This is a genomic window from Streptomyces sp. NPDC048331, from assembly GCF_043201215.1.
In the GTDB taxonomy this organism is placed as follows: Bacteria; Actinomycetota; Actinomycetes; order Streptomycetales; family Streptomycetaceae; genus Streptomyces.
Genome location: NZ_JBICYT010000019.1, coordinates 71,868 through 94,249 on the forward strand (window position 1 = coordinate 71,868; position 22,382 = coordinate 94,249).

Annotated in this window: 26 protein-coding genes; 14 read left to right on the top strand and 12 right to left on the bottom strand. The window is 72.1% G+C overall.

From position 1 onward, the window contains the following. Positions 1-10: 10 nt before the first annotated feature. Together ACGFYY_RS25630 and ACGFYY_RS25635 are read right to left on the bottom strand one after the other, a co-directional pair. The gene (locus ACGFYY_RS25630) at positions 11-1,033 is read right to left on the bottom strand and encodes an aldo/keto reductase (RefSeq protein ID WP_365278926.1); all 1,023 of its coding nucleotides are present in this window, start codon (positions 1,031-1,033) and stop codon (positions 11-13) included. Beyond that, positions 1,030-1,428 carry a MerR family transcriptional regulator gene (locus ACGFYY_RS25635; RefSeq protein WP_365278923.1) on the bottom strand — a complete coding sequence of 133 codons (399 nt, stop codon included), beginning with the start codon at positions 1,426-1,428 and terminating at the stop codon, positions 1,030-1,032. Before ACGFYY_RS25635 ends, ACGFYY_RS25630 begins: the two co-directional genes overlap by 4 nt. 78 nt (positions 1,429-1,506) lie before the next feature. Between ACGFYY_RS25635 and ACGFYY_RS25640 the strand changes: the two genes are divergently transcribed. After that, positions 1,507-2,328, top strand: coding sequence for a serine hydrolase domain-containing protein (locus ACGFYY_RS25640; RefSeq protein WP_393712876.1), 822 nt, complete (start codon positions 1,507-1,509; stop codon positions 2,326-2,328). A gap of 4 nt (positions 2,329-2,332) precedes the next feature. Here ACGFYY_RS25640 and ACGFYY_RS25645 read toward each other — a convergent pair whose 3' ends face one another. Beyond that, positions 2,333-3,010 carry a pirin family protein gene (locus ACGFYY_RS25645; protein WP_393712749.1) on the bottom strand — a complete coding sequence of 226 codons (678 nt, stop codon included), beginning with the start codon at positions 3,008-3,010 and terminating at the stop codon, positions 2,333-2,335. A 92-nt stretch (positions 3,011-3,102) separates the two neighbouring features. Here ACGFYY_RS25645 and ACGFYY_RS25650 point away from each other — a divergent pair, with 92 nt between their 5' ends. The 5 genes from ACGFYY_RS25650 (at position 3,103) to ACGFYY_RS25670 (ending at position 8,014) form a co-directional block, all read left to right on the top strand. Then, a complete protein-coding gene (locus ACGFYY_RS25650; protein ID WP_365278917.1) occupies positions 3,103-4,320 on the top strand; it encodes a helix-turn-helix domain-containing protein in 1,218 nt (405 codons plus the stop codon). A gap of 89 nt (positions 4,321-4,409) precedes the next feature. After that, positions 4,410-5,327 carry an ACP S-malonyltransferase gene (locus ACGFYY_RS25655; RefSeq protein WP_393712752.1) on the top strand — a complete coding sequence of 306 codons (918 nt, stop codon included), beginning with the start codon at positions 4,410-4,412 and terminating at the stop codon, positions 5,325-5,327. Positions 5,328-5,346: 19 nt separating this feature from the next. Continuing rightward, the gene (locus tag ACGFYY_RS25660) at positions 5,347-6,351 is read left to right on the top strand and encodes a ketoacyl-ACP synthase III (RefSeq protein WP_365278911.1); all 1,005 of its coding nucleotides are present in this window, start codon (positions 5,347-5,349) and stop codon (positions 6,349-6,351) included. 57 nt (positions 6,352-6,408) lie between these two features. After that, a complete protein-coding gene (locus tag ACGFYY_RS25665; protein ID WP_030009997.1) occupies positions 6,409-6,657 on the top strand; it encodes an acyl carrier protein in 249 nt (82 codons plus the stop codon). Between the two features lie 79 nt (positions 6,658-6,736). Beyond that, positions 6,737-8,014, top strand: coding sequence for a beta-ketoacyl-[acyl-carrier-protein] synthase family protein (locus ACGFYY_RS25670; protein WP_393712754.1), 1,278 nt, complete (start codon positions 6,737-6,739; stop codon positions 8,012-8,014). Between the two features lie 61 nt (positions 8,015-8,075). Here ACGFYY_RS25670 and ACGFYY_RS25675 read toward each other — a convergent pair whose 3' ends face one another. Further along, the gene (locus ACGFYY_RS25675; protein ID WP_365278905.1) at positions 8,076-8,570 is read right to left on the bottom strand and encodes a DUF3145 domain-containing protein; all 495 of its coding nucleotides are present in this window, start codon (positions 8,568-8,570) and stop codon (positions 8,076-8,078) included. A 249-nt stretch (positions 8,571-8,819) separates the two neighbouring features. On the opposite strand from ACGFYY_RS25675, the gene ACGFYY_RS25680 reads away from it, so the two are divergent. Further along, positions 8,820-9,719 (top strand): SGNH/GDSL hydrolase family protein, encoded by a 900-nt coding sequence (locus ACGFYY_RS25680; protein WP_393712756.1) that lies wholly within the window; start codon positions 8,820-8,822, stop codon positions 9,717-9,719. Between the two features lie 87 nt (positions 9,720-9,806). On the opposite strand, the gene ACGFYY_RS25685 is transcribed toward ACGFYY_RS25680, so the two are convergent. Further along, positions 9,807-12,269 (bottom strand): beta-glucosidase, encoded by a 2,463-nt coding sequence (locus ACGFYY_RS25685; protein WP_393712758.1) that lies wholly within the window; start codon positions 12,267-12,269, stop codon positions 9,807-9,809. Positions 12,270-12,425: 156 nt separating this feature from the next. Between ACGFYY_RS25685 and ACGFYY_RS25690 the strand changes: the two genes are divergently transcribed. Beyond that, positions 12,426-13,004, top strand: a complete 579-nt coding sequence (locus tag ACGFYY_RS25690) for a TetR/AcrR family transcriptional regulator (RefSeq protein WP_365266490.1) — start codon at positions 12,426-12,428, stop codon at positions 13,002-13,004. 115 nt (positions 13,005-13,119) lie between these two features. Here the strand turns inward: ACGFYY_RS25690 and ACGFYY_RS25695 are convergent, their stop codons facing one another. Beyond that, on the bottom strand, positions 13,120-13,443 hold the full coding sequence (locus ACGFYY_RS25695; protein WP_365266492.1) for a putative quinol monooxygenase: 324 nt from the start codon (positions 13,441-13,443) through the stop codon (positions 13,120-13,122). Positions 13,444-13,549: 106 nt separating this feature from the next. Between ACGFYY_RS25695 and ACGFYY_RS25700 the strand changes: the two genes are divergently transcribed. Together ACGFYY_RS25700 and ACGFYY_RS25705 are read left to right on the top strand one after the other, a co-directional pair. Beyond that, positions 13,550-14,269 carry a carbon-nitrogen hydrolase family protein gene (locus ACGFYY_RS25700; protein WP_365266495.1) on the top strand — a complete coding sequence of 240 codons (720 nt, stop codon included), beginning with the start codon at positions 13,550-13,552 and terminating at the stop codon, positions 14,267-14,269. A 13-nt stretch (positions 14,270-14,282) separates the two neighbouring features. Continuing rightward, the gene (locus tag ACGFYY_RS25705) at positions 14,283-15,005 is read left to right on the top strand and encodes a hypothetical protein (RefSeq protein WP_393712762.1); all 723 of its coding nucleotides are present in this window, start codon (positions 14,283-14,285) and stop codon (positions 15,003-15,005) included. 3 nt (positions 15,006-15,008) lie between these two features. Here the strand turns inward: ACGFYY_RS25705 and ACGFYY_RS25710 are convergent, their stop codons facing one another. After that, entirely contained in the window at positions 15,009-15,344 is a 336-nt protein-coding gene (locus tag ACGFYY_RS25710) for a winged helix-turn-helix transcriptional regulator (protein ID WP_393712764.1), read from the bottom strand. A 96-nt stretch (positions 15,345-15,440) separates the two neighbouring features. Between ACGFYY_RS25710 and ACGFYY_RS25715 the strand changes: the two genes are divergently transcribed. After that, on the top strand, positions 15,441-16,328 hold the full coding sequence (locus ACGFYY_RS25715) for an NAD(P)-binding domain-containing protein (RefSeq protein ID WP_365266502.1): 888 nt from the start codon (positions 15,441-15,443) through the stop codon (positions 16,326-16,328). A 16-nt stretch (positions 16,329-16,344) separates the two neighbouring features. Here ACGFYY_RS25715 and ACGFYY_RS25720 read toward each other — a convergent pair whose 3' ends face one another. The 3 genes from ACGFYY_RS25720 to ACGFYY_RS25730 form a co-directional block, all read right to left on the bottom strand. Next, the gene (locus ACGFYY_RS25720) at positions 16,345-17,145 is read right to left on the bottom strand and encodes an EI24 domain-containing protein (RefSeq protein WP_393712767.1); all 801 of its coding nucleotides are present in this window, start codon (positions 17,143-17,145) and stop codon (positions 16,345-16,347) included. A 65-nt stretch (positions 17,146-17,210) separates the two neighbouring features. Continuing rightward, on the bottom strand, positions 17,211-17,633 hold the full coding sequence (locus ACGFYY_RS25725; RefSeq protein WP_030757623.1) for an organic hydroperoxide resistance protein: 423 nt from the start codon (positions 17,631-17,633) through the stop codon (positions 17,211-17,213). Positions 17,634-17,697: 64 nt separating this feature from the next. Then, positions 17,698-18,720, bottom strand: a complete 1,023-nt coding sequence (locus ACGFYY_RS25730) for an NADP-dependent oxidoreductase (protein WP_365266508.1) — start codon at positions 18,718-18,720, stop codon at positions 17,698-17,700. A gap of 95 nt (positions 18,721-18,815) precedes the next feature. On the opposite strand from ACGFYY_RS25730, the gene ACGFYY_RS25735 reads away from it, so the two are divergent. Further along, positions 18,816-19,238 (top strand): MarR family transcriptional regulator, encoded by a 423-nt coding sequence (locus tag ACGFYY_RS25735; protein ID WP_365266511.1) that lies wholly within the window; start codon positions 18,816-18,818, stop codon positions 19,236-19,238. A 139-nt stretch (positions 19,239-19,377) separates the two neighbouring features. Continuing rightward, positions 19,378-20,172, top strand: a complete 795-nt coding sequence (locus tag ACGFYY_RS25740; RefSeq protein ID WP_393712770.1) for a DUF4328 domain-containing protein — start codon at positions 19,378-19,380, stop codon at positions 20,170-20,172. 27 nt (positions 20,173-20,199) lie between these two features. Here the strand turns inward: ACGFYY_RS25740 and ACGFYY_RS25745 are convergent, their stop codons facing one another. After that, complete coding sequence (locus tag ACGFYY_RS25745; RefSeq protein WP_393712772.1) at positions 20,200-20,922, bottom strand: hypothetical protein; 723 nt, start codon at positions 20,920-20,922, stop codon at positions 20,200-20,202. A 78-nt stretch (positions 20,923-21,000) separates the two neighbouring features. On the opposite strand from ACGFYY_RS25745, the gene ACGFYY_RS25750 reads away from it, so the two are divergent. Next, on the top strand, positions 21,001-21,564 hold the full coding sequence (locus ACGFYY_RS25750) for a hypothetical protein (protein ID WP_365266519.1): 564 nt from the start codon (positions 21,001-21,003) through the stop codon (positions 21,562-21,564). A 22-nt stretch (positions 21,565-21,586) separates the two neighbouring features. Here the strand turns inward: ACGFYY_RS25750 and ACGFYY_RS25755 are convergent, their stop codons facing one another. Further along, the gene (locus ACGFYY_RS25755) at positions 21,587-22,336 is read right to left on the bottom strand and encodes an esterase/lipase family protein (RefSeq protein WP_393712775.1); all 750 of its coding nucleotides are present in this window, start codon (positions 22,334-22,336) and stop codon (positions 21,587-21,589) included. Positions 22,337-22,382 lie beyond the last annotated feature (46 nt).

The following is a 22,382-nucleotide window of genomic DNA, read 5'->3' on the forward strand; positions in this document are numbered from 1 at the left end:
GCCCGGCGGCTCAGGCCTCCCGGGCCACCGAGGTGAAGCTCATGTCCGGGTAGCGGTCCCCGGCCACCTGCGCGGCGATCGGCTCCAGCCGATCCAGCTCGGCCTGCGTGAGGGTGATCCGGGTCGCCCCGGTGTTCTCGCGCAGCCGTCCGGGCTTGCGGGTGCCGGGGATCGGGACCACGGTCAGCCCGTGCACCTTCGCCCGCTGCTGCACCCAGGCCAGGGCGATCTGCGCCGGGGTCGCGTCGTGCTGCCGGGCGATCTCCCGGACCGGGACCAGCAGCTCCGCGTTGACCTTCGCGTTGTCGCCGTTGAACCGCGGCTGGTGGCGCCGGAAGTCGTCCTGCGACAGCTCCGCGGACGCGTCGGCGAAGGAGCCGGTCAAGAAGCCCCGGCCGAGCGGGGAGTACGCCGCGACGGCCACGCCCAGCTCCGCCGCCGCGCCCACCGCGCTGCGCTCCACGTCCCGGCTGAACAGCGACCACTCCGACTGGAGCGCCGCGATCGGGTGCACGGCGTGCGCCTCGCGCAGCTCCGCTCCGGTGACCTCGCTGAGGCCGAGGTGGCGCACCTTGCCCTCGTCGACCAGCTCCGCCATGGCACCGACCGACTCGGCGAAGGGCACGGCCGGGTCGCGCCGGTGCATGTAGTACAGGTCGATGACGTCCACGCCGAGCCGGCGCAGGCTGGCCTCCACGGCCGCGCGGATGTAGGCGCGGTCGTTGCGGATGCCCCGGTACCGCGGGTCGTCGGAGCGCTCTATCGCGAACTTCGTCGCCAGTGTGATCTCGTCGCGGTGGGCGGCCACGAAGGGCGCCAGGAACTCCTCGTTGCGCCCCCGCCCGTAGATGTCGGCGGTGTCGAAGAGGGTGACCCCGGCGGCCAGTGCCGCCTCCAGGGTCTCCCGGGCCGCCGCCTCGTCGGTGTCGCCGTAGAACTCGCTCATGCCCATGCAGCCGAGGCCCTGGACGCCTACCAGCGGGCCGCCCTTGCCGAGCTCGACCTGTTCGAGGGTGGTGCCGTGCTCCGTCATTGCTGTGCCTTCCCCGATACCGTTTTCATGGCGTACATATCGATCTTGTAATCCAGTACGGCGAGCGCGTCCGTGAGCTCCGTGATGCGCGAGCGCACCTCGCGGCGCGTGCGTTCCAGCAGCTCCCGGCGTTCGTCCGTGGTGTGCTCGCCCTCGCGGACCAGTTCGGCGTACCGCACCATGTCCGCCACCGACATCCCCGTGGCCCGCAGCTTGCCCACGAAGCCGAGCCAGTCGAGGTCCTTGTCGGTGAAGCGCCGCTGCCCCGAGTGCGAGCGGTCCACGTGCGGCATCAGGCCGATCCGCTCGTACCAGCGCAGGGTGTGCTGGGTCAGACCGGTCCGGGCCTCGACCTCGCTGATCGTGTACCGCGTCTGCGTCAGGCTCTGGCTCATGACTCCACGCTAAATCCCTTGAGTGCACTCCAAGCAAGTAGGCTCGGCGCCATGGACAGCGTGGAGGCCGAGAACGGCATGGAAAGCCTGCGGATCATCGAGACCTGGCCGGTACCGACCGCCGCGGCGGCCGTCGTACGGGCCGACGGGAGCCTGGCGGGCTCCCACGGGCCCGTCGACCACCGGTTCGCCCTGGCGTCGGTCACCAAGCCGCTCGCCGCGTACGCCGCCCTCGTCGCGTACGAGGAGGGGGCGATCGAGCTGGACGAGCCGGCCGGGCCCGAGGGGTCGACGGTCCGTCATCTGCTCGCGCACACCAGCGGCCTGGCCTTCGACGAGCACCGGGTGGCGGCCCCGGCCGGGCAGCGCCGGCTGTACTCGAACGCCGGTTTCGAGGAGCTCGGCGACCATATCGCCAAGGCCACCGGCATCCCCTTCGCGGAGTACCTGCACCAGGCGGTCTTCGAGCCGCTGGGCATGACGCGGACCACCCTGGAGGGCTCGCCCGCCAAGGACGGCGTCTCCACCGTCACCGACCTGCTGCGGTTCGCCGCCGAGCTGCAGGCGCCGCGACTGCTGGACGTCCGTACGGTCGCCGAGGCCACCTCGGTCGTCCACCCCGGACTCAAGGGCGTCCTCCCCGGCTACGGACACCAGTCCCCCAACGACTGGGGCCTCGGCCTGGAGATCCGCGACCACAAGTCCCCGCACTGGACGGGCGTTTCCTCCTCGCCGCGCACCTTCGGCCACTTCGGCCAGGCCGGCACCTTCCTGTGGGTGGACCCGGACGCGCGCGCCGCGTGCGTGGCACTGACCGACCGCCCCTTCGGCCCGTGGGCGGCCGAGGCATGGACCCCGTTCACCGACGCGGTGCTGGCCGAGCTGCGCACCCACGGGTAGGTCGTCAGGAGGCCGCCGGTGCCGGCGGGTCGGGGAACTCCCAGATCAGCAGCTCCCCCGGGGACCCGGCGACGACCTCCAGGTCCCGCTCGCCGGTGATGCGCACCGAATCCCCGGGGCCCAGCTCGGCCCCGTCCAGGCGCAGGTCCCCGCGCACCACGTGCAGGTACACCCGGTCCGCCGCGGGTACGGCGACCCGCTCGCCCGCGCCGGGCCGCCGGACGTGCAGGACGGCGCCGGCCGCGGGGACCTCGTAGGGCGCGGCGTCGGCGATCTCCCGGACGACCCCGTACGCGGGCTCGCCGCCCGCCGTGAGGGGCGCGAGCCACATCTGCACGAAGCGCAGCCGCCCGGTGCCGTCGTTGCGTTCCACGTGCCGGGCCCCGGATCCGGCGCTCAGCCGCTGCACGTCCCCGGGCCGCACCACGCTCTTCTCGCCGGTGCTGTCCTGGTGGGTGAGTTCGCCCTCGATCACCCAGGTCACGATCTCGGTGTGGCTGTGCGGGTGCTCGTCGAAGCCGGCGCCGGGCGCGAGGGTCTCCTCGTTGCAGGCGAGCACCGGACCGAAGCGCAGGTTGTCCGGGTCGTAGAAGGAGCCGAAGGAGAAGGCGTGCCGGGTGGCGATCCCGGAGGCCGGGTCCCCACCCTCGTAGCGGTCGGCGCCGGGGCGAACATCAATCATGGACGCCACGGTAGACCCCGTCGGGGGCCGGGGCGCGGGCCACGGGCGGGACCGGACTCCGCGTACCCGTCCCGATAAGGCAGTCTTGTCACGTGTCCCAACCCGAACGTGAGCATTCGCCCGCCACACATGCCGCGCATCCCGTACCCGCCCATCCGCACACCGCGACGCTCCGCCGACTGGAGAAGTCCGCGGGCCGGCTGGCCGCCAACGCGATCGCGCGCATGGACGAGACCCTGCCGTGGTACCGGGCGATGCCGCCCGAGAACCGGTCGTGGATCGGCCTGGTCGCCCAGGCCGGTATCGCCGCGTTCACGGAATGGTTCAGGCACCCGGAGACCCCGCAGGCCATCTCCACCGATGTCTTCGGAACGGCTCCGCGCGAGCTGACCCGCGCGATCACGCTGCGGCAGACCGTGGAGATGGTCCGCACCACGATCGAGGTCATGGAGGCCGCGATCGAGGAGGTGGCGGCCCCGGGCGACGAGTCGATCCTGCGCGAGGCGCTGCTGGTGTACGCCCGGGAGATCGCGTTCGCGACCGCCCAGGTGTACGCGCAGGCCGCGGAGGCGCGCGGGGCGTGGGACGCCCGGCTGGAGTCCCTGGTCGTCAACGCGGTGCTGTCCGGCGAGGCGGACGAGGGCGCGCTGTCGCGGGCGGCGGCGCTGGGTTGGAACTCCCCCGAGCACGTGTGCGTGGTGCTCGGCACCGCGCCGGAGGGCGACAGCGAGCTGACGGTCGAGGCGATCCGGCGCGCGGCCCGTCACCACAAGCTCCAGGTCCTCACGGGTGTGCTCGGGGACCGGCTGGTGGTCATCGCGGGTGGCAGCGACAACCCGATCCAGGTGGCGAAGTCGCTGATCGGACCGTTCGCGGCGGGTCCGGTGGTGGCCGGGCCGGTGGTGGCCGACCTGTTGAACGCGACGAAGTCGGCGCAGGCCGCGGCGGCGGGACTGAAGGCCTGTACGGCGTGGCAGGACGCGCCGCGGCCGGTCCTGGCGGATGATCTCCTGCCGGAACGCGCGATCGCTTCCGATCCGGCTGCCAGGGAACAGCTGGTGGAGGAGATCTACAGACCGCTTGAGGAGGCGGGCTCGGCGCTGCTGGAGACCTTGAGCGTCTACCTGGAACAGGCGAGCAGCCTGGAAGGGGCGGCGCGCATGCTGTTCGTGCACCCCAATACGGTGCGCTACCGGCTGCGACGTGTGACCGACGTCACCGGATGGTCGCCGTCCGATGTCCGATCGGCGTTCACCTTGCGGATCGCCCTGATTCTGGGGCGTCTGGCCGACGGTGACCCCCAGTCCTAGACTTTTGTCGGACATCAACAATTACCCCGACGGTTCTTGGTCCCTGTCCCCACGGGCGGCAGGGACCATCCACAAGAGAGAGTGTGAGGGTGCTCGTACTCGTCGCTCCCGGCCAAGGCGCTCAGACGCCCGGCTTCTTGACCCCCTGGCTCGAACTTCCCGGTGCCGCAGACCGCGTCGCCGCGTGGTCGGACGCCATCGGGCTGGACCTTGCCCACTACGGCACGACCGCCGACGCCGACGCGATCCGCGACACGGCGGTGGCCCAGCCCCTGCTGGTGGCCGCGGGCCTGCTGTCCGCGTCCGCGCTCGGTTCCCCGGCCGCCTTCGGCGCCGTCGCGGGCCACAGCGTCGGTGAGATCACCGCCGCCGCCTACGCCGGCGTGCTGTCCGAGGCCGACGCGCTGTCGTTCGTGCGGACCCGCGGTCTGGGCATGGCCGAGGCCGCCGCCGTCACCGAGACCGGCATGGCCGCGGTCCTCGGCGGTGACCGTGACGTGGTCGTCGCACACCTGGAGAAGCTGGGTCTGACGCCCGCCAACATCAACGGCGCGGGTCAGATCGTGGCCGCCGGCACGATGGAGCAGATCGCCGCTCTGGGGGCCGACAAGCCCGAAGGCTCCACCAAGGTCGTCGCCCTCAAGGTCGCGGGCGCCTTCCACACGCACCACATGGCCCCCGCGGTCGCCACGCTGGAGAAGGCCGCCGAGGCCCTCACTCCGGCGGACCCGGCGCTGAAGTACGTCTCCAACAGGGACGGCCTCGTCGTCACCACGGGCGCCGACGTCGTCGCCCGCCTGGTCGGTCAGGTCGCCAACCCGGTCCGCTGGGACCTGTGCATGGAGACGTTCGCCGAGCTGGGCGTGACGGGAATCATCGAGCTCTGCCCCGGTGGCACCCTGACGGGCCTGGCCAAGCGCGCGCTGAAGGGCGTACCGAGCGTGGGTCTGAAGACCCCGGACGATCTCGACAAGGCCGCGGCGCTCATCGCCGATCTGACGGTCTGAGAGAAGGAGCCCACACAGCATGTCCAAGATCAAGCCGGCCAAGGGCTCCCCTTACGCCCGCATCCTCGGTGTCGGCGGCTACCGCCCGACCCGTGTGGTGCCCAACGAGGTCATCCTCGAGACCATCGACTCGTCCGACGAGTGGATCCGTTCCCGCTCCGGCATCGCGACCCGGCACTGGGCCTCCCCGCAGGAGACCGTCGCCGCGATGTCGGTGGAGGCGTCGGGGAAGGCGCTGGCCGACGCCGGTGTCGCCCCGGAGCAGATCGGTGCCGTGATCGTCTCGACGGTCTCGCACTTCAAGCAGACCCCGGCCGTCGCGACCGAGATCGCGCACCGGATCGGCGCGGGCAAGCCCGCGGCCTTCGACATCTCCGCCGGCTGTGCCGGTTTCGGCTACGGCCTGACCCTGGCCAAGGGCATGGTGGTGGAAGGCTCCGCCGAGTACGTCCTCGTCATCGGCGTGGAACGGCTCTCGGACCTGACCGACCTGGAGGACCGCGCGACGGCCTTCCTGTTCGGTGACGGCGCCGGCGCCGTGATCGTCGGCCCCTCGGACGAGCCGGCCATCGGCCCCACGGTGTGGGGTTCCGAGGGCGACAAGTCCGAGACGATCAAGCAGACCGTGCCGTGGGACGAGTACCTCGGCAAGGACGGCGGCGAGAAGTTTCCGGCCATCACCCAGGAGGGTCAGGCGGTCTTCCGCTGGGCCGTCTTCGAGATGGCCAAGGTGGCCCAGCAGGCGCTCGACGCCGCCGGGATCACCGCGGACGACCTGGACGTCTTCATCCCGCACCAGGCGAACATGCGGATCATCGACTCGATGGTGAAGACTCTGAAGCTGCCGGAGCACGTCACGGTCGCCCGTGACGTGGAGACCACCGGCAACACCTCGGCCGCCTCGATCCCGCTCGCTATGGAGCGGCTCCTGGCGACCGGAGCGGCGAAGAGCGGCGACACCGCGCTCGTCATCGGCTTCGGGGCGGGACTCGTCTACGCCGCGACGGTCGTTACCCTCCCCTAGGGCCGGGATCCACATCCCACCCTGTTCCACATCAGTCAGCTAGAGAAGGAGCGCCACATGGCCGCCACGCAGGAAGAGATCGTCGAGGGTCTCGCGGAGATCGTCAACGAGATCGCCGGTATCCCCACCGAGGACGTCGCGATCGAGAAGTCCTTCACCGACGACCTGGACGTCGACTCGCTCTCCATGGTCGAGGTCGTCGTCGCCGCCGAAGAGCGCTTCGACGTCAAGATCCCGGACGAGGACGTCAAGAACCTCAAGACGGTCGGCGATGCCGCTGACTACATCCTGAAGCACCAGGCCTGAGCCTGACGAGCGTTTGTCGCCACCTGGCGGTGGCGCCGTGACAATTCAGCACCCCCTGAGACGTGGAGAAAGAATTCCTGTGAGCCCGACCAATCGCACCGTGGTCGTCACCGGTATCGGCGCAACCACTCCGCTGGGTGGCGACAGCGCTTCGACCTGGGAAGGTCTGCTTGCCGGCCGCTCCGGCGTGAAGCCCCTGGAGGGCGAGCGCTTCGCCGAACTCCCGGTACGCATCGCCGCTCGGGCCGCCGTCGACCCGAACGACGTCCTGCCCCGGCCGCTGGCCCGCAAGCTGGACCGCTCGGCGCAGTTCGCCATCATCGCGGCCCGCGAGGCCTGGGCCGACGCGGGTTACACCACCCCGGCCGGCGAAGAGACGGAAGAGGGCGCCTTCATCGCGCCCGAGCGTCTGGGCACCGTGATCGCCTCCGGTATCGGCGGTGTCACCACCCTGCTCGACCAGTACGACGTCCTGAAGGACAAGGGTGTGCGTCGGGTCTCCCCGCACACCGTCCCCATGCTCATGCCGAACGGCCCGTCGGCCAACGTCGGCCTGGAGGTCAACGCCCAGGCGGGCGTGCACACTCCGGTCAGCGCCTGCGCGTCCGGCGCCGAGGCCATCGGCTACGCCGTCGAGATGATCCGGTCCGGCCGCGCCGACGTGGTCGTCGCCGGCGGCACCGAGGCGGCGATCCACCCGCTGCCGATCGCCGCGTTCGCCAACATGATGGCGATGTCCAAGAACAACGAGAACCCCGAGCAGGCCTCGCGTCCGTACGACAAGGCCCGTGACGGCTTCGTACTGGGCGAGGGCGCGGGCGTCGTCGTCCTGGAGTCCGCCGAGCACGCCGCCGCGCGCGGCGCCCGGGTCTACTGCGAGGTGCTGGGCCAGGGCCTGTCCGCGGACAGCCACCACATCGCGCAGCCGGAGCCGACCGGCCGCGGTGTCGCGGCCGCGGTGCAGAACCTGCTCGACAACACGGGTCTCGACCCGGCCGAGCTGGTCCACCTGAACGCGCACGCCACCTCGACCCCGCAGGGTGACACGGCCGAGCTGAAGGCCCTGCGCAAGGTGCTGGGCGACGACCTCGACCACATCGCGATCTCCGCGACCAAGTCGATGACGGGTCACCTGCTGGGTGGCGCGGGCGGTATCGAGACCGTCGCGACCGTGCTGGCGCTGTACAACCGGCTGGCCCCGCCGACGATCAACGTCGACGAGCTCGACGAGGACATCGACGCGGACATCGTCGTCGGCGAGCCCCGCAAGCTGCCGGCCGACGGCCCGATCTCCGCGATCAACAACTCCTTCGGCTTCGGCGGCCACAACGTGACCCTGGCGTTCCGCACGGTCTAGTACGTCCGAGCTACGCGAAAGGCCCACCCAGGATCCTGGGTGGGCTTTTCGCGTGGTCGGGCTAAACCACCTGGTGGAGCCAGCGGACGGGGGCGCCCTCGCCCGCGTAGCGGAAGGGCTCCAGTTCGTCGTCCCAGGGCTTGCCGAGCAGCTTGGCGATCTCCGCCTCCAGGTCGGTCTCGCCGTGCGCGGACCGGGCGAGGGCGGCGCGCAGCCGGTCCTCCGGGATCAGGATGTCGCCGTGCATGCCGGTGACGGCGTGGAAGATGCCGAGCTCCGGGGTGGAGCTGTAGCGCTCGCCCTCGGCGGTCGGGCAGGGTTCCGCGGTCACCTCGAAGCGCAGCAGGTGCCAGCCGCGCAGCGCGGACGCGAGCTTCGAGGCGGTGCCCACTTCGGCCTGCCAGGAGAACTCGGCTCTCCAGGTGCCGGGGGAGGCGGGCTGTCTGATCCAGTCGAGGTTCACCCGCACCCCGAGCACGCCCGCAACAGCCCATTCCACGTGCGGGCAGAGCGCGCGCGGTGCGGAATGCACGTACAGAACTCCACGTGTCGTCACCGGGACCTCCAGTGTGGGACGAGGTCGGGAATAAACTCCAGAAAACGGACAGTATGTGACGTGATGTAATGTAACGGAAATTATTTGACATTGCGCTACGGGACCTGCGGCCGAAACGCCACGGGAAAAAGCTACCGTGCGCCAGGGGTCATGGTGTGACGTACGGTCGCTACCAGACCCGTAAACACAGAGCTTTCACTCAGCAGGACCCCCCGAACGATGAGGGGACGACAAAGAGGGGCCCTTCCCATGCGCACCACCGCTCCGCGCCGCCGCGCGCGCCGGACGCTCGCGGGCGTGGGCGCCGCGGTCGTCCTGCTGGCCGGGACGGCCACCGGGTGCAGCTCGGGCGGGTCGGGCGAACAGGGTGGCGAACGCGGGGCGCAGAGCGCGCCGCGCTGGAACACCAAGCCCACCTCGATCGCCGCGGTCGGTGACTCCATCACGCGGGGGTTCGATGCCTGTTCGGTGCTGGCCGACTGCCCGGAGGCCTCCTGGGCCACCGGGAACGATCCGGCGGTCCGCTCGCTGGCGGCCCGTCTGCTCGGGGACGCCGAGGTGCCCGCCCGGAGCTGGAACTACGCGGTGACCGGTTCGCGCATGGCGGACCTGCCGGCACAGTTGGCCGGGGCCGCCGCGCACAAGCCCGACCTGGTCACGGTCATGGTGGGCTCGAACGACGCCTGCCGGCCCACGGCTTCGTCGATGACCCCGGTGGCGGAGTTCCGGGCCGGATTCGAGAAGGCGATCGCGGACCTGCGGGCCGCCTCGCCCGCCTCCCAGGTGTACGTCTCCAGCGTGCCGGACCTGCAGCGACTGTGGGAGCAGGGCAAGGACCTGCCGATGGTGCGGCAGATCTGGAAGCTGGGCATCTGTCAGTCCATGCTCGCCGACCCGCTGTCGGCGGCCACGGGGGCGACGGCTCGGCGCGAGCAGGTGCGGGCGCGGGTGGTGGAGTACAACGAGGTGCTGCGCGAGGTCTGCGGAAAGGATCCTCTGTGCCGCTACGACGGCGGCGCGGTGTTCCAGTACCCGTTCGCGGCGGATCAGTTGAGCCGCTGGGACTGGTTCCACCCGGGCAAGGACGGGCAGGCGCGGCTCGCGGAACTGGCGCACCGCCAGGTGACGGCGGCCGAACCGCCGCGTTGACGCCCCGGCGCGCGGAGGACCCGGGGGCGGGGGTCAGGACCCGCCCCCGGACCGATTCTCAGGGGTGATTTCCGGCCATACGGCGTGTCATGCGAGGTCGAGCGTCGCGGTCAGCCGGGTGTCGGCGTGCGAGTGGCTCGCTCGGACCTCGTAGGTGCCGCCGATCCGGCGCCAGCCGCGGGCCTCCTCGTCCCAGATCTCGAAGGCCCGGGCGGGCAGCGGGATCTCGGTCTCGACGCTCTCGCCGGGGCCCGCCTCCACACTCGCGAAGGCGGCCAGCCAGCTCGCCGGACGCTCCACGCCGTCCCGCTCGGGCGCCAGGTAGACCTGGACGACCTCGCGGCCGGGGCGGGCGCCGGTGTTGGTGAGGCGGACCCGGACCGTATCGGCGGTGACCTCCAGGGAGTCGTACGTCCAATCGGTGTAGCCGAGGCCGTGCCCGAAGGGGTAGCCGGGGGTCACGCCGTGCTTCTCGTACGCCCGGTAGCCGATGAAGAGCCCCTCGCCGTACTCCAGTCGCCCGTCGGTGGGGACGACCTCGGTGACGGGCGCGTCCGCGAACCGGGCGGGCCAGGTGGTGGGCAGCCGCCCGCCCGGCTCCGCGTGGCCGAAAAGTACGTCGGCCAGCGCGGCCCCGCCCTCCTGTCCGGGGAACCAGCTCAGCAGGACGGCGGCGACCTCGCCCCGCCAAGGCAGTTCCACCGGGGAGCCCGCGTTGACGACGACCACGGTGTTGGGGTTGACGGCGGCGACGGCGCGCACGAGGTCGTCCTGGCGGCCCGGGAGGGCGAGGTCCTGGCGGTCGAAGCCCTCGGACTCCACGCGCTCGGTGGTGGCGACGACCACGACGGCGGTGTCGGCCTCGCGCGCGGCGGCCACGGCCTCGGCGATCAGCTCGTCGGCGTCGCGCCGCGGGCCGAGGTGGAGCAGCGAGAACATGATCGCCCTGAGCGGCAGCGCGGACATGTCGGGAACCTGGAAGGTCAGGGACACCTCGACGGGCTCGCCCTCGACGAGGGTGAGCCGGGCCCGCTCGCTGGGGGCGCCGAAGAAGGCCTCGAAGGGGTCGGCCTCGTTGCCCATCTCCTGGATGCCCCTCCACAGGGTCTCACCGCCGACGCGGAGGGTGAAGGCGCCGAGTCCTCTGGTGCCGAAGGCGTGCTCGCCGCTCTCGCGCGGCACGAACGTTCCGCGCACCTCGATGCTCGCCATGGTCTCGTACGTGACCCCCGCGGGCAGGTCGTCGCCGATCCACTGGACCTGGCCGGAGGGCAGGCCGCCCTCGCCGAGGACGGTCCCGGCGGCGTCGCGGCAGACGGCGTGGAGCTCGAAGCCCTGGCCGGCGGCGGTGAGCTCGTCGGAGGGGTCGGCGCCGACGCTGTAGGTGAGGGCGCCCTCGGGGAGGGCGGCGGTGAGTCCCTCGAGAGGGGCGATCAGCCGTTCGGGGAAGACGGTGGCGCTACCGCCGCCGAGGATGCGGGCGGCGCGGGCGGCCGCGCCCGAGAGGGCGACCGTGCCGCCGGCGGCCGCGTCGAGCGGCAGCGCCCCCTCGTTGCGGACCAGGACGAAGCCGCGGACGGCGAGCTCGCGGGCCAGCGCCTGGCCGTCGATCGGGTCCGGGGCGTCCACCACGACGGCGGGGGCGCCCTCCAGGATCCCGACGCGGGCGGCGAGGCGCAGGACGTTGCGCACGGCGTCGTCGACGGCGGACTCGGGGACCTCGCCGGCGCGGACGGCCTCGGCGAGGGCGGGGCCGTAGACGGTGGTGGGGCCGGGCATGGCCACGTCCATGCCGCCCAGGATGTCGCCGGTGGTGGAGCGGGCGGCCATCCAGTCGGAGACGTTGCAGCCGTCGAAGCCCCATTCGGCGCGCAGCACCTCGTTCACGAGGTACTGGTGCTCGGTCATGGTCGTGCCGTTGACCTGGTTGTAGGCGGTCATGATGCCCCACGGGTGGGCGTTGGCGACGATGGCCTCGAACGGCGCCAGGTACAGCTCGCGCAGCGGGCGCGGGGCGATGACGCTGTCGACGGTGAACCGGTCGGTCTCCGCGTCGTTGCCGACGAAGTGCTTGACGGTGGTGCCGACCCCGCCGTCCTGGACGCCGTTCACATAGCCCGCGCCGACGGCGCCGGTGAGGTACGGGTCCTCGGAGTAGCACTCGAAGTGTCGGCCGCCGAGCGGGGAGCGGTGCAGGTTGACGGTGGGCGCGAGGAGCACGTGCACGCCCTTGCGGCGGGCCTCCTGGGCGAGGAGCCGGCCGGCGCGGCGGGCGAGTTCCGGGTCCCAGGCGGCGGCGAGCGCGGTCGGGGACGGCAGGGCGACGGACGGGTCGTCGGCGGTCCAGCGAACGCCGCGGACCCCGATGGGCCCGTCGGAGAAGACCAAGGACTCCAGCCCGATCGCCGGGACGGCGGGCAGGGCCCACATGTCCTGGCCGGCCAGGAGCCGGGCCTTGGTGTCGAGGTCCAGTTTGCCCAGTGCCGCCTCGACGGCGTCGTTGCGGCTCTGTTCGCGGCTCTGTTCGCGGACCTGATCGGCATCGGTCACGGCCGTGCCTCCTCGTTGAGTGCGGTGCGGTGCGGTGCCCCCATCGTGGACCTGTTACCTGTTGAACGGTAGGGTTCGTCATCTGTTCGTGATATTTGGATGCCGTACGGTCCTGTGGGCAGGCGCAACACGTGAACGGGAAGGGGTGCCGGGCAGATGGTCAGGGCGAGGAGCGAGGAGCGCCGCGGGGAGATCGTCCACGCGGCCGTCGAGGTCATCGCCGAGCGCGGCTATCGGGGTGCGTCCCTGGCGGCCGTCGCCGAACGCGTGGGCCTGACCCAGCAGGGCCTGCTGCACTACTTCCCGACCAAGGAGGCGCTGCTGGTCGCGGTGCTGGAGGAACGCGACCGCTGGGACACGGGCGGCGGCTCGCGGGCCGCGGCCGACAGCTGGCGCCTGGACCTGCTGGACTCGCTGGTCGAGTACAACGCCATGCGCCCGGGCATCGTGCAGACCTTCTCGGCGCTGCTGGGCGAGAGCGTCACCGACGGGCACCCGGCCCGGGAGTTCTTCACCGAGCGCTACGCCCAGGTCCGCGCGGAGATGGCGGCGGTGCTGCGCGCCGAGTTCGGCGACCGGCTGCCCTCCGGCCTCACCCCCGAGCAGGTGGCCCCGCTGCTGACGGCGGTCATGGACGGCCTCCAGTACCAGTGGCTGCTGGCGCCCGAGTCGGTGGACATGCCCGCCGCCTTCCGGTCCTTCCTCACGCTGCTGCGGGGACCGGAAAAGGCATAGGGGTGCCTCGCGGGCCGGGCCGGCCGTCGCGAGCCGCCCGATCCGCGGGGCACCCCCGGGCGTGTCCGGTGCTGTGGCCGGGAAGGTTCACCGGGTCACGCCGCCGGGCACTGCACTAGTCGATCCGGAGCTCGCCCATCCGGCTCCAGCCGGTCGCACCCTCGATGGTGGTGCTGACGATCTCGGGCGTACGGGTCACCAGCGGCCGCATGGTCTCCAGCGCGGCGCCGAAGTGCTCGGAGGTGACGTGTGCTTCGGCGGCGCCGTCCTGGAACGCCTCCACCAGCACGTAGGTGTTCGGCTCCTCCAGGCTGCGCGACCACTCGAACCACAGGTTCCCGGGTTCGGCGCGGGTGGCGCGGGTGAACGGCGCGACCTTGTCGGGCCACGCGTCGACGTATTCGGGCTTGACGGGGAATTTCACCACAATGAAGATCACACCGGCATTTTATGCAGGTTGATCCGCACCGCGGGCGAGCCTCCCCCCACCCTCGCCTTCCTGGCCGTGCTCGTGGAGGTCGCCGCCGGGCCGGCATCCTGACCTGGTGAAGATCGCCGCAGCCCAGCTGACCTGTACCCCCGCCGATGTCCGGGCCAATGTCGCGCAGGCCGCGGACCTCGCCGCCCAGGCCCGCGAACAGGGCGCCGACCTGGTGGTGTTCCCCGAGCTCGCGCTCACCGGCTACGAGCTCGACGCGCTGGCCGCGGACCCCCGCCTGTGGACGGCCGCCGACGACCCCCGCCTGGATCCGCTGCGCTCCGCCGGGATCGCCACCGCGGTGAACGTCGCCCTGCCCACCGGCGGCCCGCGCCCGGCCATCGCGACGCTGGTCCACGACGCGGACGGCGCGCACGTGACGACGTACGCGAAGCAGCACCTGTACCGGCACGAGCGGGAGGTCTTCGAGCGCGGCGAGGGCGACGGGCGCTTCGAACTCGGCGGGATCCGCTTCTGCCTGGGCGTCTGCTTCGACAACCACTTCCCCGAACTGCCCGGCCGGGGCGCGGCCGACGGCTGCCGGGTGCACCTGGCGAGCTCCCTCTACGGCACGGGCGACGGGGTCCACGAGCGCGCCACCGTGCACCCGGGGATCGCCCGCGAGCACGGCCTGTACGTGGTCCTCGCCAACCACGTCGGCCCGGCCGGCCCGTGGACCGGCTGCGGCCGGTCGGCCGTGTGGGCCCCCGGCGGCGCCCTGCTGGCCGAGGCGGACGACCGTACCCCCTCGGTGGTGACGGCCTCGGTCGCGACGGCCGCGGTGTGATGAGGTGGGCGCCATGAGCGACTTCGAGACGATCACGGTTCCGGAACGCCTCCACGGATATCCGGGGGTGGCCTTCGGCGGCTACGTGGCGGGCGTACTGGCCGCCCGCGCCTCCGCGAAGGACGTACGGGTGGACTTCCGGCGGCCCGTGCCGACCGGGTCACCGGTACGGCTCGCCGTGACCGCCGACGGCGGCTGCGAGCTGACGGACGGTGAGCTGATGCTGGCCGTGGCCACCCCGGCCGAGGCGCCCGCCGCGCAGGGCCCCGAAGCCCCCTCCTGGGACCGGGCGGTGGCGGCGGCCGAGGCCTTCCGGGCGGACCCGCCGGACGGTCAGGCCGACTGCTTCGGCTGCGGCCTGGAGCGGACGCCCGCCACCGGGCTGCGCCTGCACTGCGGTACGGTGCCGGGCCGCGAGCTGGTCGCCGCCGCGTGGACGCCCGCGCCCGGACTCGGCGGCCCCGACGGGCTGCTGCCGCCCGAGCTGGTGTGGGGCGCGCTGGACTGCCCCGGCAACGCGGCCGGGCGGCTGTTGGACGGCCGCCGGGCCGGGGCGGTCACCGCCGCGCTCGGTGCGCGGCTGCTGCGGCCGGTGCCGGTGGGCGAGGGGCTCGTCTCGTACGCCTGGATGCTGTCGTCCTCCGGCCGCAAGTACACCGTGGGCACGGCCCTGGCCACGGCCGACGGCGAACTGTGCGCCGTCGCCGAGGCGCTGTGGGTGGAGCCGCGCGCGTAACGCTCACGCGGTGTCGGGCAGCAGGTGCTTGCTGCCCCACGCCCCGAGGGGGCCCAGGGCCGCGTTCAGGTCCTGGCCCAGCGGGGTCAGGGAGTACTCGACGCGCGGCGGGACCTCGTCGTACACCTCGCGGTGCACGATCCCGTCGGCCTCCAGCTCGCGCAGCTGGGCGGCGAGCACCTTCTCGGAGACGCCGGGGACGAGCCTGCGCAGTTCACCGAAACGGTGAGGTCGCTGGTCCAGCACCCACAGGAGCGACACCTTCCACTTGCCGTCGATCACGGACATCGCCGCGGCGATCCCGCATTCGCCGGCGCCCGGCCTTCGTGCCACACCCATCGCACACCCTCCCCACCTGCTCGCTCACCTCGGGGTAACCACCCACTCCGAAGTGCGTACTTGAGCACTCCACCGCCTGCCAACAGGCTAAGCGTCATGACCGACACCACAGCGCACCAGTCCCTCACCCTCCTCGGCCTCGGTGACATGGGCACCGCCCTCGCCCGCACCTGGCTCGCCGCCGGGCACTCCCTGACCGTCTGGAACCGCACCCCCGCGAAGGCCGCGGCGGCCGCCGCCGAAGGGGCCTCCGTCGCCGCGACCGCGGCCGAAGCGGTCGCCGCGAGCGCGTTGGTCGTGGTCTGTCTGCTCGACGACGCGAGCGTCGGCTCCGCCCTGGACGGCGTCGACCTGACCGGCAAGGACCTCGTCAACCTCACCACCGGCACCCCGGCCGAGGCGCGCGCCCGCGCCGCCTGGGCGAAGGAGCGCGGCGCCCGGTACCTGGACGGCGGAATCATGGCCACGCCGACGATGATCGGCGTCCCCGAGGCCGGCGGGTACGTCTTCTACAGCGGCTCGCGCGCGCTCTTCGAGACCCGCCGGGCGGTCCTGGAGGTGCCGGCCGGCTCCCGCTTCGTCGGCGAGGACCCCGGGCACGCCGCCCTGCACGACGTGGCGCTGCTCAGTGCGATGTGGGGGATGTTCGCCGGCATCTCGCATGCCTACGCGCTGATCGAGGGCGAGGACATCGCCCCGAAGGACCTGGCCCCGCTGCTGTCCGAGTGGCTCGGCGCGATGGGCTTCTTCGTCGGCAACGCCGCCGAGCGGCTGACCTCGCGGGACTTCACCTCGGGGGTGGTGTCCAACCTGGCCATGCAGGTCACGGGCACCGGCACCATGCTGCGCACCACCGAGGAGCAGGGGGTCAGCGCCGAGCTGATCACCCCGTACGTGGACCTGCTGCGCCGCCGGCTCGCCGCGGACCCGGCCGCGCACGGCGGGGAGGACACGACGGGGGCCGTCCTGCTGCTGAAGCGGTAGGGGTACGGGCCTGCGGCTACGAGTACGCGGGCGGCGGCGGTCCGAAGCCCGCGGGGGTGGTTTCGGCGGCCGGAGCCTCGTCGGTCCGCATGAGGTCCCGGGCCATCAGCGTGGCCCCGGCCACCGCGCCCGGCATCAGGAACACCGCGACCAGCGGCACCAGGAACGCCAGCACCAGCGGCACCCCGAAGCCCAGCACGAGCAGCCGCCGCGACCGCATCAGCTCCAGCCGGTCGGGCAGCTCCACCTTGCGCCGCTGCAGGGCGACGGCGGTGAGCTCCTGGGTCAGGAAGTAGCCGGAGACGCAGAAGCCGAGCACCGGGATCACCGTCTGGCCGATCACCGGGACGAACCCGAGGGCGAAGAGCAGGATCCCGTACAGCAGCACCCGCAGGAGCACCTTCACGCTGTCCCGGGCCGAGATCCACAGCTCCAGCCAGAGCGGGAGCCCCGACCGCGGCACCTCGCCGCCCTCGCTGCGGTCGACCTGCTCCGAGAGGGACTCGTAGAAGGGCTGGCCGATCAGCAGGGTCACGGCGGTGAAGGTGATCACCGCGAGGAAGAGCCCGAGTCCGAAGAGCAGGGCGGTCAGGAAGCCCCGGAAGAACGAGAGCCAGGGCGAGGACCAGTCGTCGGCGAAGGGGGTGGCCCAGGCCGTCAGGTCGTCGGCTCCGTAGCCGAGCCCGATCAGGGCGCCGACGTAGAGGACGAACGCCACGAGCCCGGGCAGCAGCCCGAAGCCCAGCCAGCGGCCGTGGCCGAACACCCATCGCTGTCCGGCCAGCAGATACCGGAAGCCCCCCGCAAGATCACGCATGGGGCCAGTTTACGGCGAAGGCCGCACCCCGGTCGGGGTGCGGCCTTCGCGCTGCGAGCGCCGGATCAGACGGCGAGCTCGACGGTGATGTTGCCGCGGGTGGCCTTCGAGTACGGGCAGACCTGGTGGGCCTTCTCGATGAGGTCCTTGGCGGTGGCGGCGTCCACGTTCGGGATCACGGCGGAGATCTTGACGATCAGACCGAAGCCCTCGTCGTTCTTGCCGATGCCGACCTCGGCGGTGACCGTGGAGCCGGAGATGTCGGCGTTCACGTTCTTCGCGACGACGCCCAGGGCGCCCTGGAAGCAGGCGCTGTAGCCGGCGGCGAACAGCTGCTCCGGGTTGGTGCCGGCGCCGCTGCCACCGAGCTCCTTCGGCGGGTTCACGACGACGTCGAGCTGACCGTCGTTGGTGGCGACGCGACCGTCACGGCCGTTCTCGGCGGTGGCGACAGCGGTGTAGGCGACGTCGGACTGCTGGATGGACATAAAGGAAAATCCTCCTGGTAATCGCCGTGAGTCGCGCCCACGATCACGACGGTGTGCAGTGAGCCTAACCGGTGAAAGAAACGATCATCTTTCCGGTGTTCTCACCGCGCAGCATGCCGAGGAAGGCGGAGGTGGCGTTCTCGACGCCCTCGACGACCGTCTCGTCGTAGCGCAGCTCGCCGGAACGCAGCCAGCCGGCGACGTCCTGGACGAACTGCTGCTGCAGGTGGTTGTGGTCGTTGACGAGGATGCCCTGCAGGCGCAGGCGCTTGCCGATGACCTGCATCAGGTTGCGCGGACCGGGGGCGGCCTCGGTGTCGTTGTAGCCGGCGATCGCACCGCAGAGGGTGGCCCGACCGTTCACCTTCATCGAGGAGATGGCGGCCTCCAGGTGGTCACCGCCGACGTTGTCGAAGTAGACGTCGATGCCCTCGGGGGCGGCGGCCGGCAGCTGCTCGGCGACGGGACCGTTCTTGTAGTTGAAGGCGGCGTCGAAGCCGTACTTCTCCGTGAGGAGCGTCACCTTCTCGTCCGAACCGGCGGAGCCGATCACCCGGGAGGCGCCCTTGATCTTGGCGAACTGGCCGACGAGGCTGCCGACGGCACCGGCGGCGCCGGAGACGAAGACCGAGTCGCCCTCCTTGAAGGAGGCGACCTCGAAGAGTCCGGCGTAGGCGGTCAGGCCCGGCATGCCGAGCACGCCGAGGTAGGCGGAGAGCGGGGCGAGCGAGGCGTCCACCTTGACGGCGTGCGCGGCGTCGAGGTCCGCGTACTCGCGCCAGCCGAAGGGGTGCAGGACGTGCTCGCCGACGGCGAAGCCCTCGGCGGAGGAGGCGACGATCTCGCCGACCGCGCCGCCCTGCATCGGCTCGTCCAGCTGGAAGGGCGGGATGTACGACTTCACGTCGTTCATCCGGCCACGCATGTAGGGGTCCACGGACATGTACAGGTTGCGCACGAGGATCCGGCCGGCGGCGGGCTCGGCGGACACGGGTACCTCGCGCAGGGCGAAGTCCTCGGCGACGGGCCAGCCCTGCGGGCGACGGACGAGGTGCCACTCGCGGCTGACGGCGGGGATCTGAGACATGCTGCGCTCCTGGTCAGAACGAAATTGCTTCACTAGGTGAAACAACCATGCGCCTAGATATTTCATGTTGTCAAGTAAATGGGTACGCTGGTTCCATGCCCAGTCGTCGCGTAGACCCAGTGACCATCGAAGTCGTCGAGCTCATCGGCGACGTCGTGGCCCGGTACCACACGGAGTACGAGCACGCGGCCGCCAGCCACCAGCTCACCGGCGCCCAGGCCAAGGTGCTGAACATGCTCTCCCTGGAGCCGATGCCGATGCGGCGCATCGCGCTGAAGCTGCGGTGCGAGCCCTCCAACGTGACCGGCATCGTCGACCGCCTGGAGACCCGCGGGCTGGTCGAACGCCGCCCGGACCCGGCCGACCGCCGGGTGAAGCTGGCCGCCCCCACGGAGGAGGGCACGCTGACCGCGGAGCGGCTGCGCGAGTCGCTGGACTTCGCCCGCGAACCGCTGGCCGGGCTGTCCGACGAGGAGCGGACGGTCCTGCGGGACCTCCTCCGGCGCATGCTGGCCTGACGAAGGGCCTCCCCCGCGGAAGAAAGCCCTGGACGCGGGTCCGGGGCCGGCATAGGTTCAGCCGCCTGCGCGCCGGGCCCGTCACAGGGCTGACCGGCGGCTTTTTCATGTCACACGTTCCCGTGGGGGGTACACCGTCATGTCCTTCAACGCACCCGGACCACCGCCTCAGGCGCCTCAGCCTCAGCCGCACCGTCGGCCCGGCGACGTCCTCCGATCCCCGCAGGGCCTCGCGACCGCGACCACCGTCCTGCTGGGCGTGACGGGCGGGATCAACCTGCTCTCGGTCGGCGCCAACGCCTTCACCCTGTCGGTGATGAACGATGTGGACGCGGACCCCACGCGGGTCTCCAGCGCCACGACCGACCTGTCGGACATCCTGACCGGCCTCGCGGGACTCCTCCAGCTGCTGGCGTACCTCGCCACCGCCGTCGTCTTCCTCGTGTGGTTCCACCGCGTCCGCGTCAACGGCGAGATCTTCGCGGCCCCCGCCTTCACCCTGGCACGCGGCTGGGCCGTCGGCTGGTGGTTCATCCCCGTCGCCCACCTGTTCATGCCCTTCGTCACCGCACGGCAGATCTGGCGGGCCAGCACCCAGCTGAATCCGGACGGCTCCCCCGTCAGGGTCTCCGCCGCCCCCCTCACGGCCTGGTGGGTGGCCTGGGTCGGCGCGTCGATCGTCGGCCGCTTCAGCAGCCTGCTCTACACGGGCGCCGAGAGCCCCGGCGAGATGGCGGCCGCCGCCGGCGTGGGCATCGGCTCCGACCTGCTCATGGTCGCCGCGGCCGTGCTCGCCGTCCTCTTCGTCCGCAGGCTGACGGCCCTGCAGAACACCATGGCCGCGCAGGGCCCGTACGCCACCGCTCCGCCCGCGTACGCCGGAGCCACGGCGGTACCGGCGGCGCCGACGGCGCCGACGGCGCCGACGGCCTGAACGGCTCGGAACTGGGCTCAGAACGGCCTAGAACCAGCCGCAGAAGATCCAGCAGTCCTTGGTAGGCGAGGGGGTCGGCGTCGGGGACGGCGGGGGCGGCGGCGGGGCCTGCGTGCTCGTGGAAGCGCTGGGCGAGGGCTTCCCGGACGCGGTTCCCCGTACGGTCGACCCCGGGCCGGGAGTGCGGGAGGCCGGGCCCGATGTCTCGGGCGCGGGGGCGGACGAGGTCGGTCCCGGCTGCGTGACGTCCCCGGAAGGCGCCGCGGCCCCAGCCGTCCTCGTAGCCGCGACGGTGGCCTTCGCCGTGACCTTCGAGGGCCCCTTCGGCGCGCCGGCCGTCGGCCCGTCGGGCACCGGGGCGGGCTGCTGCGGACCGTCGTCGGTCAGCACCACGTTCGAGGCCCGGTCGGTGCGTTCCGCGTCGGTGGCCATCCGGGCCACCGCCATCGAGCCCCCGACCGCGATCAGCAGGCCGAGCGAGAGCGACAGCACGGTGCGACGGCGGCGCCGGTGCGTGGCCCGGCGGCGGGCGCCGGGGCGCCGCTCGTTCGGCTCGGACAGCACGACGAGCGAGTCGGCGAAGACCTCGGCCAGTGCCGGCGGAGGTCCGGAGTACGGCGTCTCGGCAACGGGCGCGGCAGGCGGCGCGGCGCCGGACGCGGCGGGTATCAGGTACTCGGCGGGGGTTCCGCATCCGGCGCACGCCAGTGCGCCGTTGAGGTGCCTCCGGCATGCGTGGCAGTAGTTCATGGCGCCCGCAGGCTACGTGGTCTGCGGCAACATCCGGATCCCGAGAACGTAAGGATCCTGTGTGGAATCGTTTCCGGCATGACATCTTTCGGGCCGAGCGGATTCCAGTTGGTGCTGTTGCGGCGGATGGCCGACTTCCAGCCGGACCTCGCCGACGAGGCCCGCCGCAGGCTGGGCGCCTCGCTCGCGGACCAGCGGGAGGCGAACAAACGCTGGCAGGCGATGGTCCGGTCACCCCGCTCCCGCGGGGCCCTGGCCCGCTACCGCTCGGTGCTCGGCCCGCCGGAGTCCGCCGAGCACCGCACGATCGGCGATCTGGAGTGCGAGGCCCTGCTGTGGGCGCTGCCGCTCTGGCCGGACCTGCGCTTCGAGGTGCTGGCCGCGCCGGACGGGGCGGTGTGGAACGAGTGGCTGGTCCGCGCCCCGGGGGCGCGGGGCCCGGTACTGGAGTCGCCGGACGACCTGCGGCCCTGGTCGGCGACGGTGGACGAGGTGGCGCGGGCCTTCGCCCCGGTCCGACCGATGGAGGGCACCGCGCCGACCCGTTGGCGACTGGCCTTCGCCGCGGGCGGGCGGCCCTGCGTGGCGGAGTTCACCTACGGCCTGCTCCAGCGGTTCTCCCTGGAAGGCACCCAGGCTTGAGGGCCTGTCCTCGGATCAGGCCCTAGCTGCCGAGGAAGGCCCGGACTCCGGTCGAGGTGGTGTCGTCGCCGAGCAGGTCGTTGTGTTTCAGGCAGCCGACCGGCGTGTTGGCGGCTCCGGTCAGCGGGACGCTGTCGTCCGGGTTGACGATCTCGTCGCAGTTCGACCAGAAGGTCGCGTACTTCACCGCGCCGGGGGTCTCGTCACCGCTGTTCAGGTTCTTCACCACGTACGACCCGGGGGTCATGTCCCGGCACGCCTGGTCCCACAACGCGCAGGCCCAGGCGGTGGAGGTGCCGCGGTTGGGTCCGGCGAGCGAGACCCAGTGGTCGACGACGTCCGCGCCGCCGCCGAACTTCACGTACCAGCGGCTGACCAGCGAACCGAAGGAGTGCGAGACGAGGTCGACCTCGGCGGCGCCGGTCTCCCGGCGGACCTGGTCGACGTAGGCGGCGAGCCGCCCGGCGAGGACCTCGTTGACCGACCGATGGGTGTCGTACCCGAAGGAGAAGAGCTCCGCGTCGGTGTACCCGGCGGCGCGCAGGTCCGCGCGCAGGGCTCCCCAGACACCCGGATCGGCGTTGTAGCCGTGCACGAGGACCACCGGGTTGCGGGGGGCGACCCCGGCGGAGGGGGCCTGGGCGGTGGCGGCCCGGGCCGGGGAGGCCGCCGGCAGCGCGAGGCACAGCGTCAGGAGCGCCAGGAGCACCGGCAGGGTCAGGAGCGCCGGGACCGGCGGGAGTGCCTGCGATCTCTGTCGGGCCGTCAGCATCGGGTCCCCTTTACCTTGTTACGCGTGAGTAGCGCGTGCGGTGCGG

What these genes read in the sequence shown, in the direction of transcription:
- ACGFYY_RS25720 (WP_393712767.1), bottom strand. Translation starts at nt 17,145, where the DNA reads ATGCGTGATCTTGCGGGGGGCTTCCGGTATCTGCTGGCCGGACAGCGA.
- ACGFYY_RS25755 (WP_393712775.1), bottom strand. Translation starts at nt 22,336, where the DNA reads ATGCTGACGGCCCGACAGAGATCGCAGGCACTCCCGCCGGTCCCGGCG.
- ACGFYY_RS25660 (WP_365278911.1), top strand. Translation starts at nt 5,347, where the DNA reads ATGTCCAAGATCAAGCCGGCCAAGGGCTCCCCTTACGCCCGCATCCTC.
- ACGFYY_RS25730 (WP_365266508.1), bottom strand. Translation starts at nt 18,720, where the DNA reads ATGTCTCAGATCCCCGCCGTCAGCCGCGAGTGGCACCTCGTCCGTCGC.
- ACGFYY_RS25705 (WP_393712762.1), top strand. Translation starts at nt 14,283, where the DNA reads ATGAGCGACTTCGAGACGATCACGGTTCCGGAACGCCTCCACGGATAT.
- ACGFYY_RS25745 (WP_393712772.1), bottom strand. Translation starts at nt 20,922, where the DNA reads ATGAACTACTGCCACGCATGCCGGAGGCACCTCAACGGCGCACTGGCG.
- ACGFYY_RS25665 (WP_030009997.1), top strand. Translation starts at nt 6,409, where the DNA reads ATGGCCGCCACGCAGGAAGAGATCGTCGAGGGTCTCGCGGAGATCGTC.
- ACGFYY_RS25645 (WP_393712749.1), bottom strand. Translation starts at nt 3,010, where the DNA reads ATGATTGATGTTCGCCCCGGCGCCGACCGCTACGAGGGTGGGGACCCG.
- ACGFYY_RS25630 (WP_365278926.1), bottom strand. Translation starts at nt 1,033, where the DNA reads ATGACGGAGCACGGCACCACCCTCGAACAGGTCGAGCTCGGCAAGGGC.
- ACGFYY_RS25690 (WP_365266490.1), top strand. Translation starts at nt 12,426, where the DNA reads ATGGTCAGGGCGAGGAGCGAGGAGCGCCGCGGGGAGATCGTCCACGCG.
- ACGFYY_RS25750 (WP_365266519.1), top strand. Translation starts at nt 21,001, where the DNA reads ATGACATCTTTCGGGCCGAGCGGATTCCAGTTGGTGCTGTTGCGGCGG.
- ACGFYY_RS25640 (WP_393712876.1), top strand. Translation starts at nt 1,507, where the DNA reads ATGGAAAGCCTGCGGATCATCGAGACCTGGCCGGTACCGACCGCCGCG.
- ACGFYY_RS25710 (WP_393712764.1), bottom strand. Translation starts at nt 15,344, where the DNA reads ATGGGTGTGGCACGAAGGCCGGGCGCCGGCGAATGCGGGATCGCCGCG.
- ACGFYY_RS25715 (WP_365266502.1), top strand. Translation starts at nt 15,441, where the DNA reads ATGACCGACACCACAGCGCACCAGTCCCTCACCCTCCTCGGCCTCGGT.
- ACGFYY_RS25735 (WP_365266511.1), top strand. Translation starts at nt 18,816, where the DNA reads ATGCCCAGTCGTCGCGTAGACCCAGTGACCATCGAAGTCGTCGAGCTC.
- ACGFYY_RS25635 (WP_365278923.1), bottom strand. Translation starts at nt 1,428, where the DNA reads ATGAGCCAGAGCCTGACGCAGACGCGGTACACGATCAGCGAGGTCGAG.
- ACGFYY_RS25725 (WP_030757623.1), bottom strand. Translation starts at nt 17,633, where the DNA reads ATGTCCATCCAGCAGTCCGACGTCGCCTACACCGCTGTCGCCACCGCC.
- ACGFYY_RS25680 (WP_393712756.1), top strand. Translation starts at nt 8,820, where the DNA reads ATGCGCACCACCGCTCCGCGCCGCCGCGCGCGCCGGACGCTCGCGGGC.
- ACGFYY_RS25740 (WP_393712770.1), top strand. Translation starts at nt 19,378, where the DNA reads ATGTCCTTCAACGCACCCGGACCACCGCCTCAGGCGCCTCAGCCTCAG.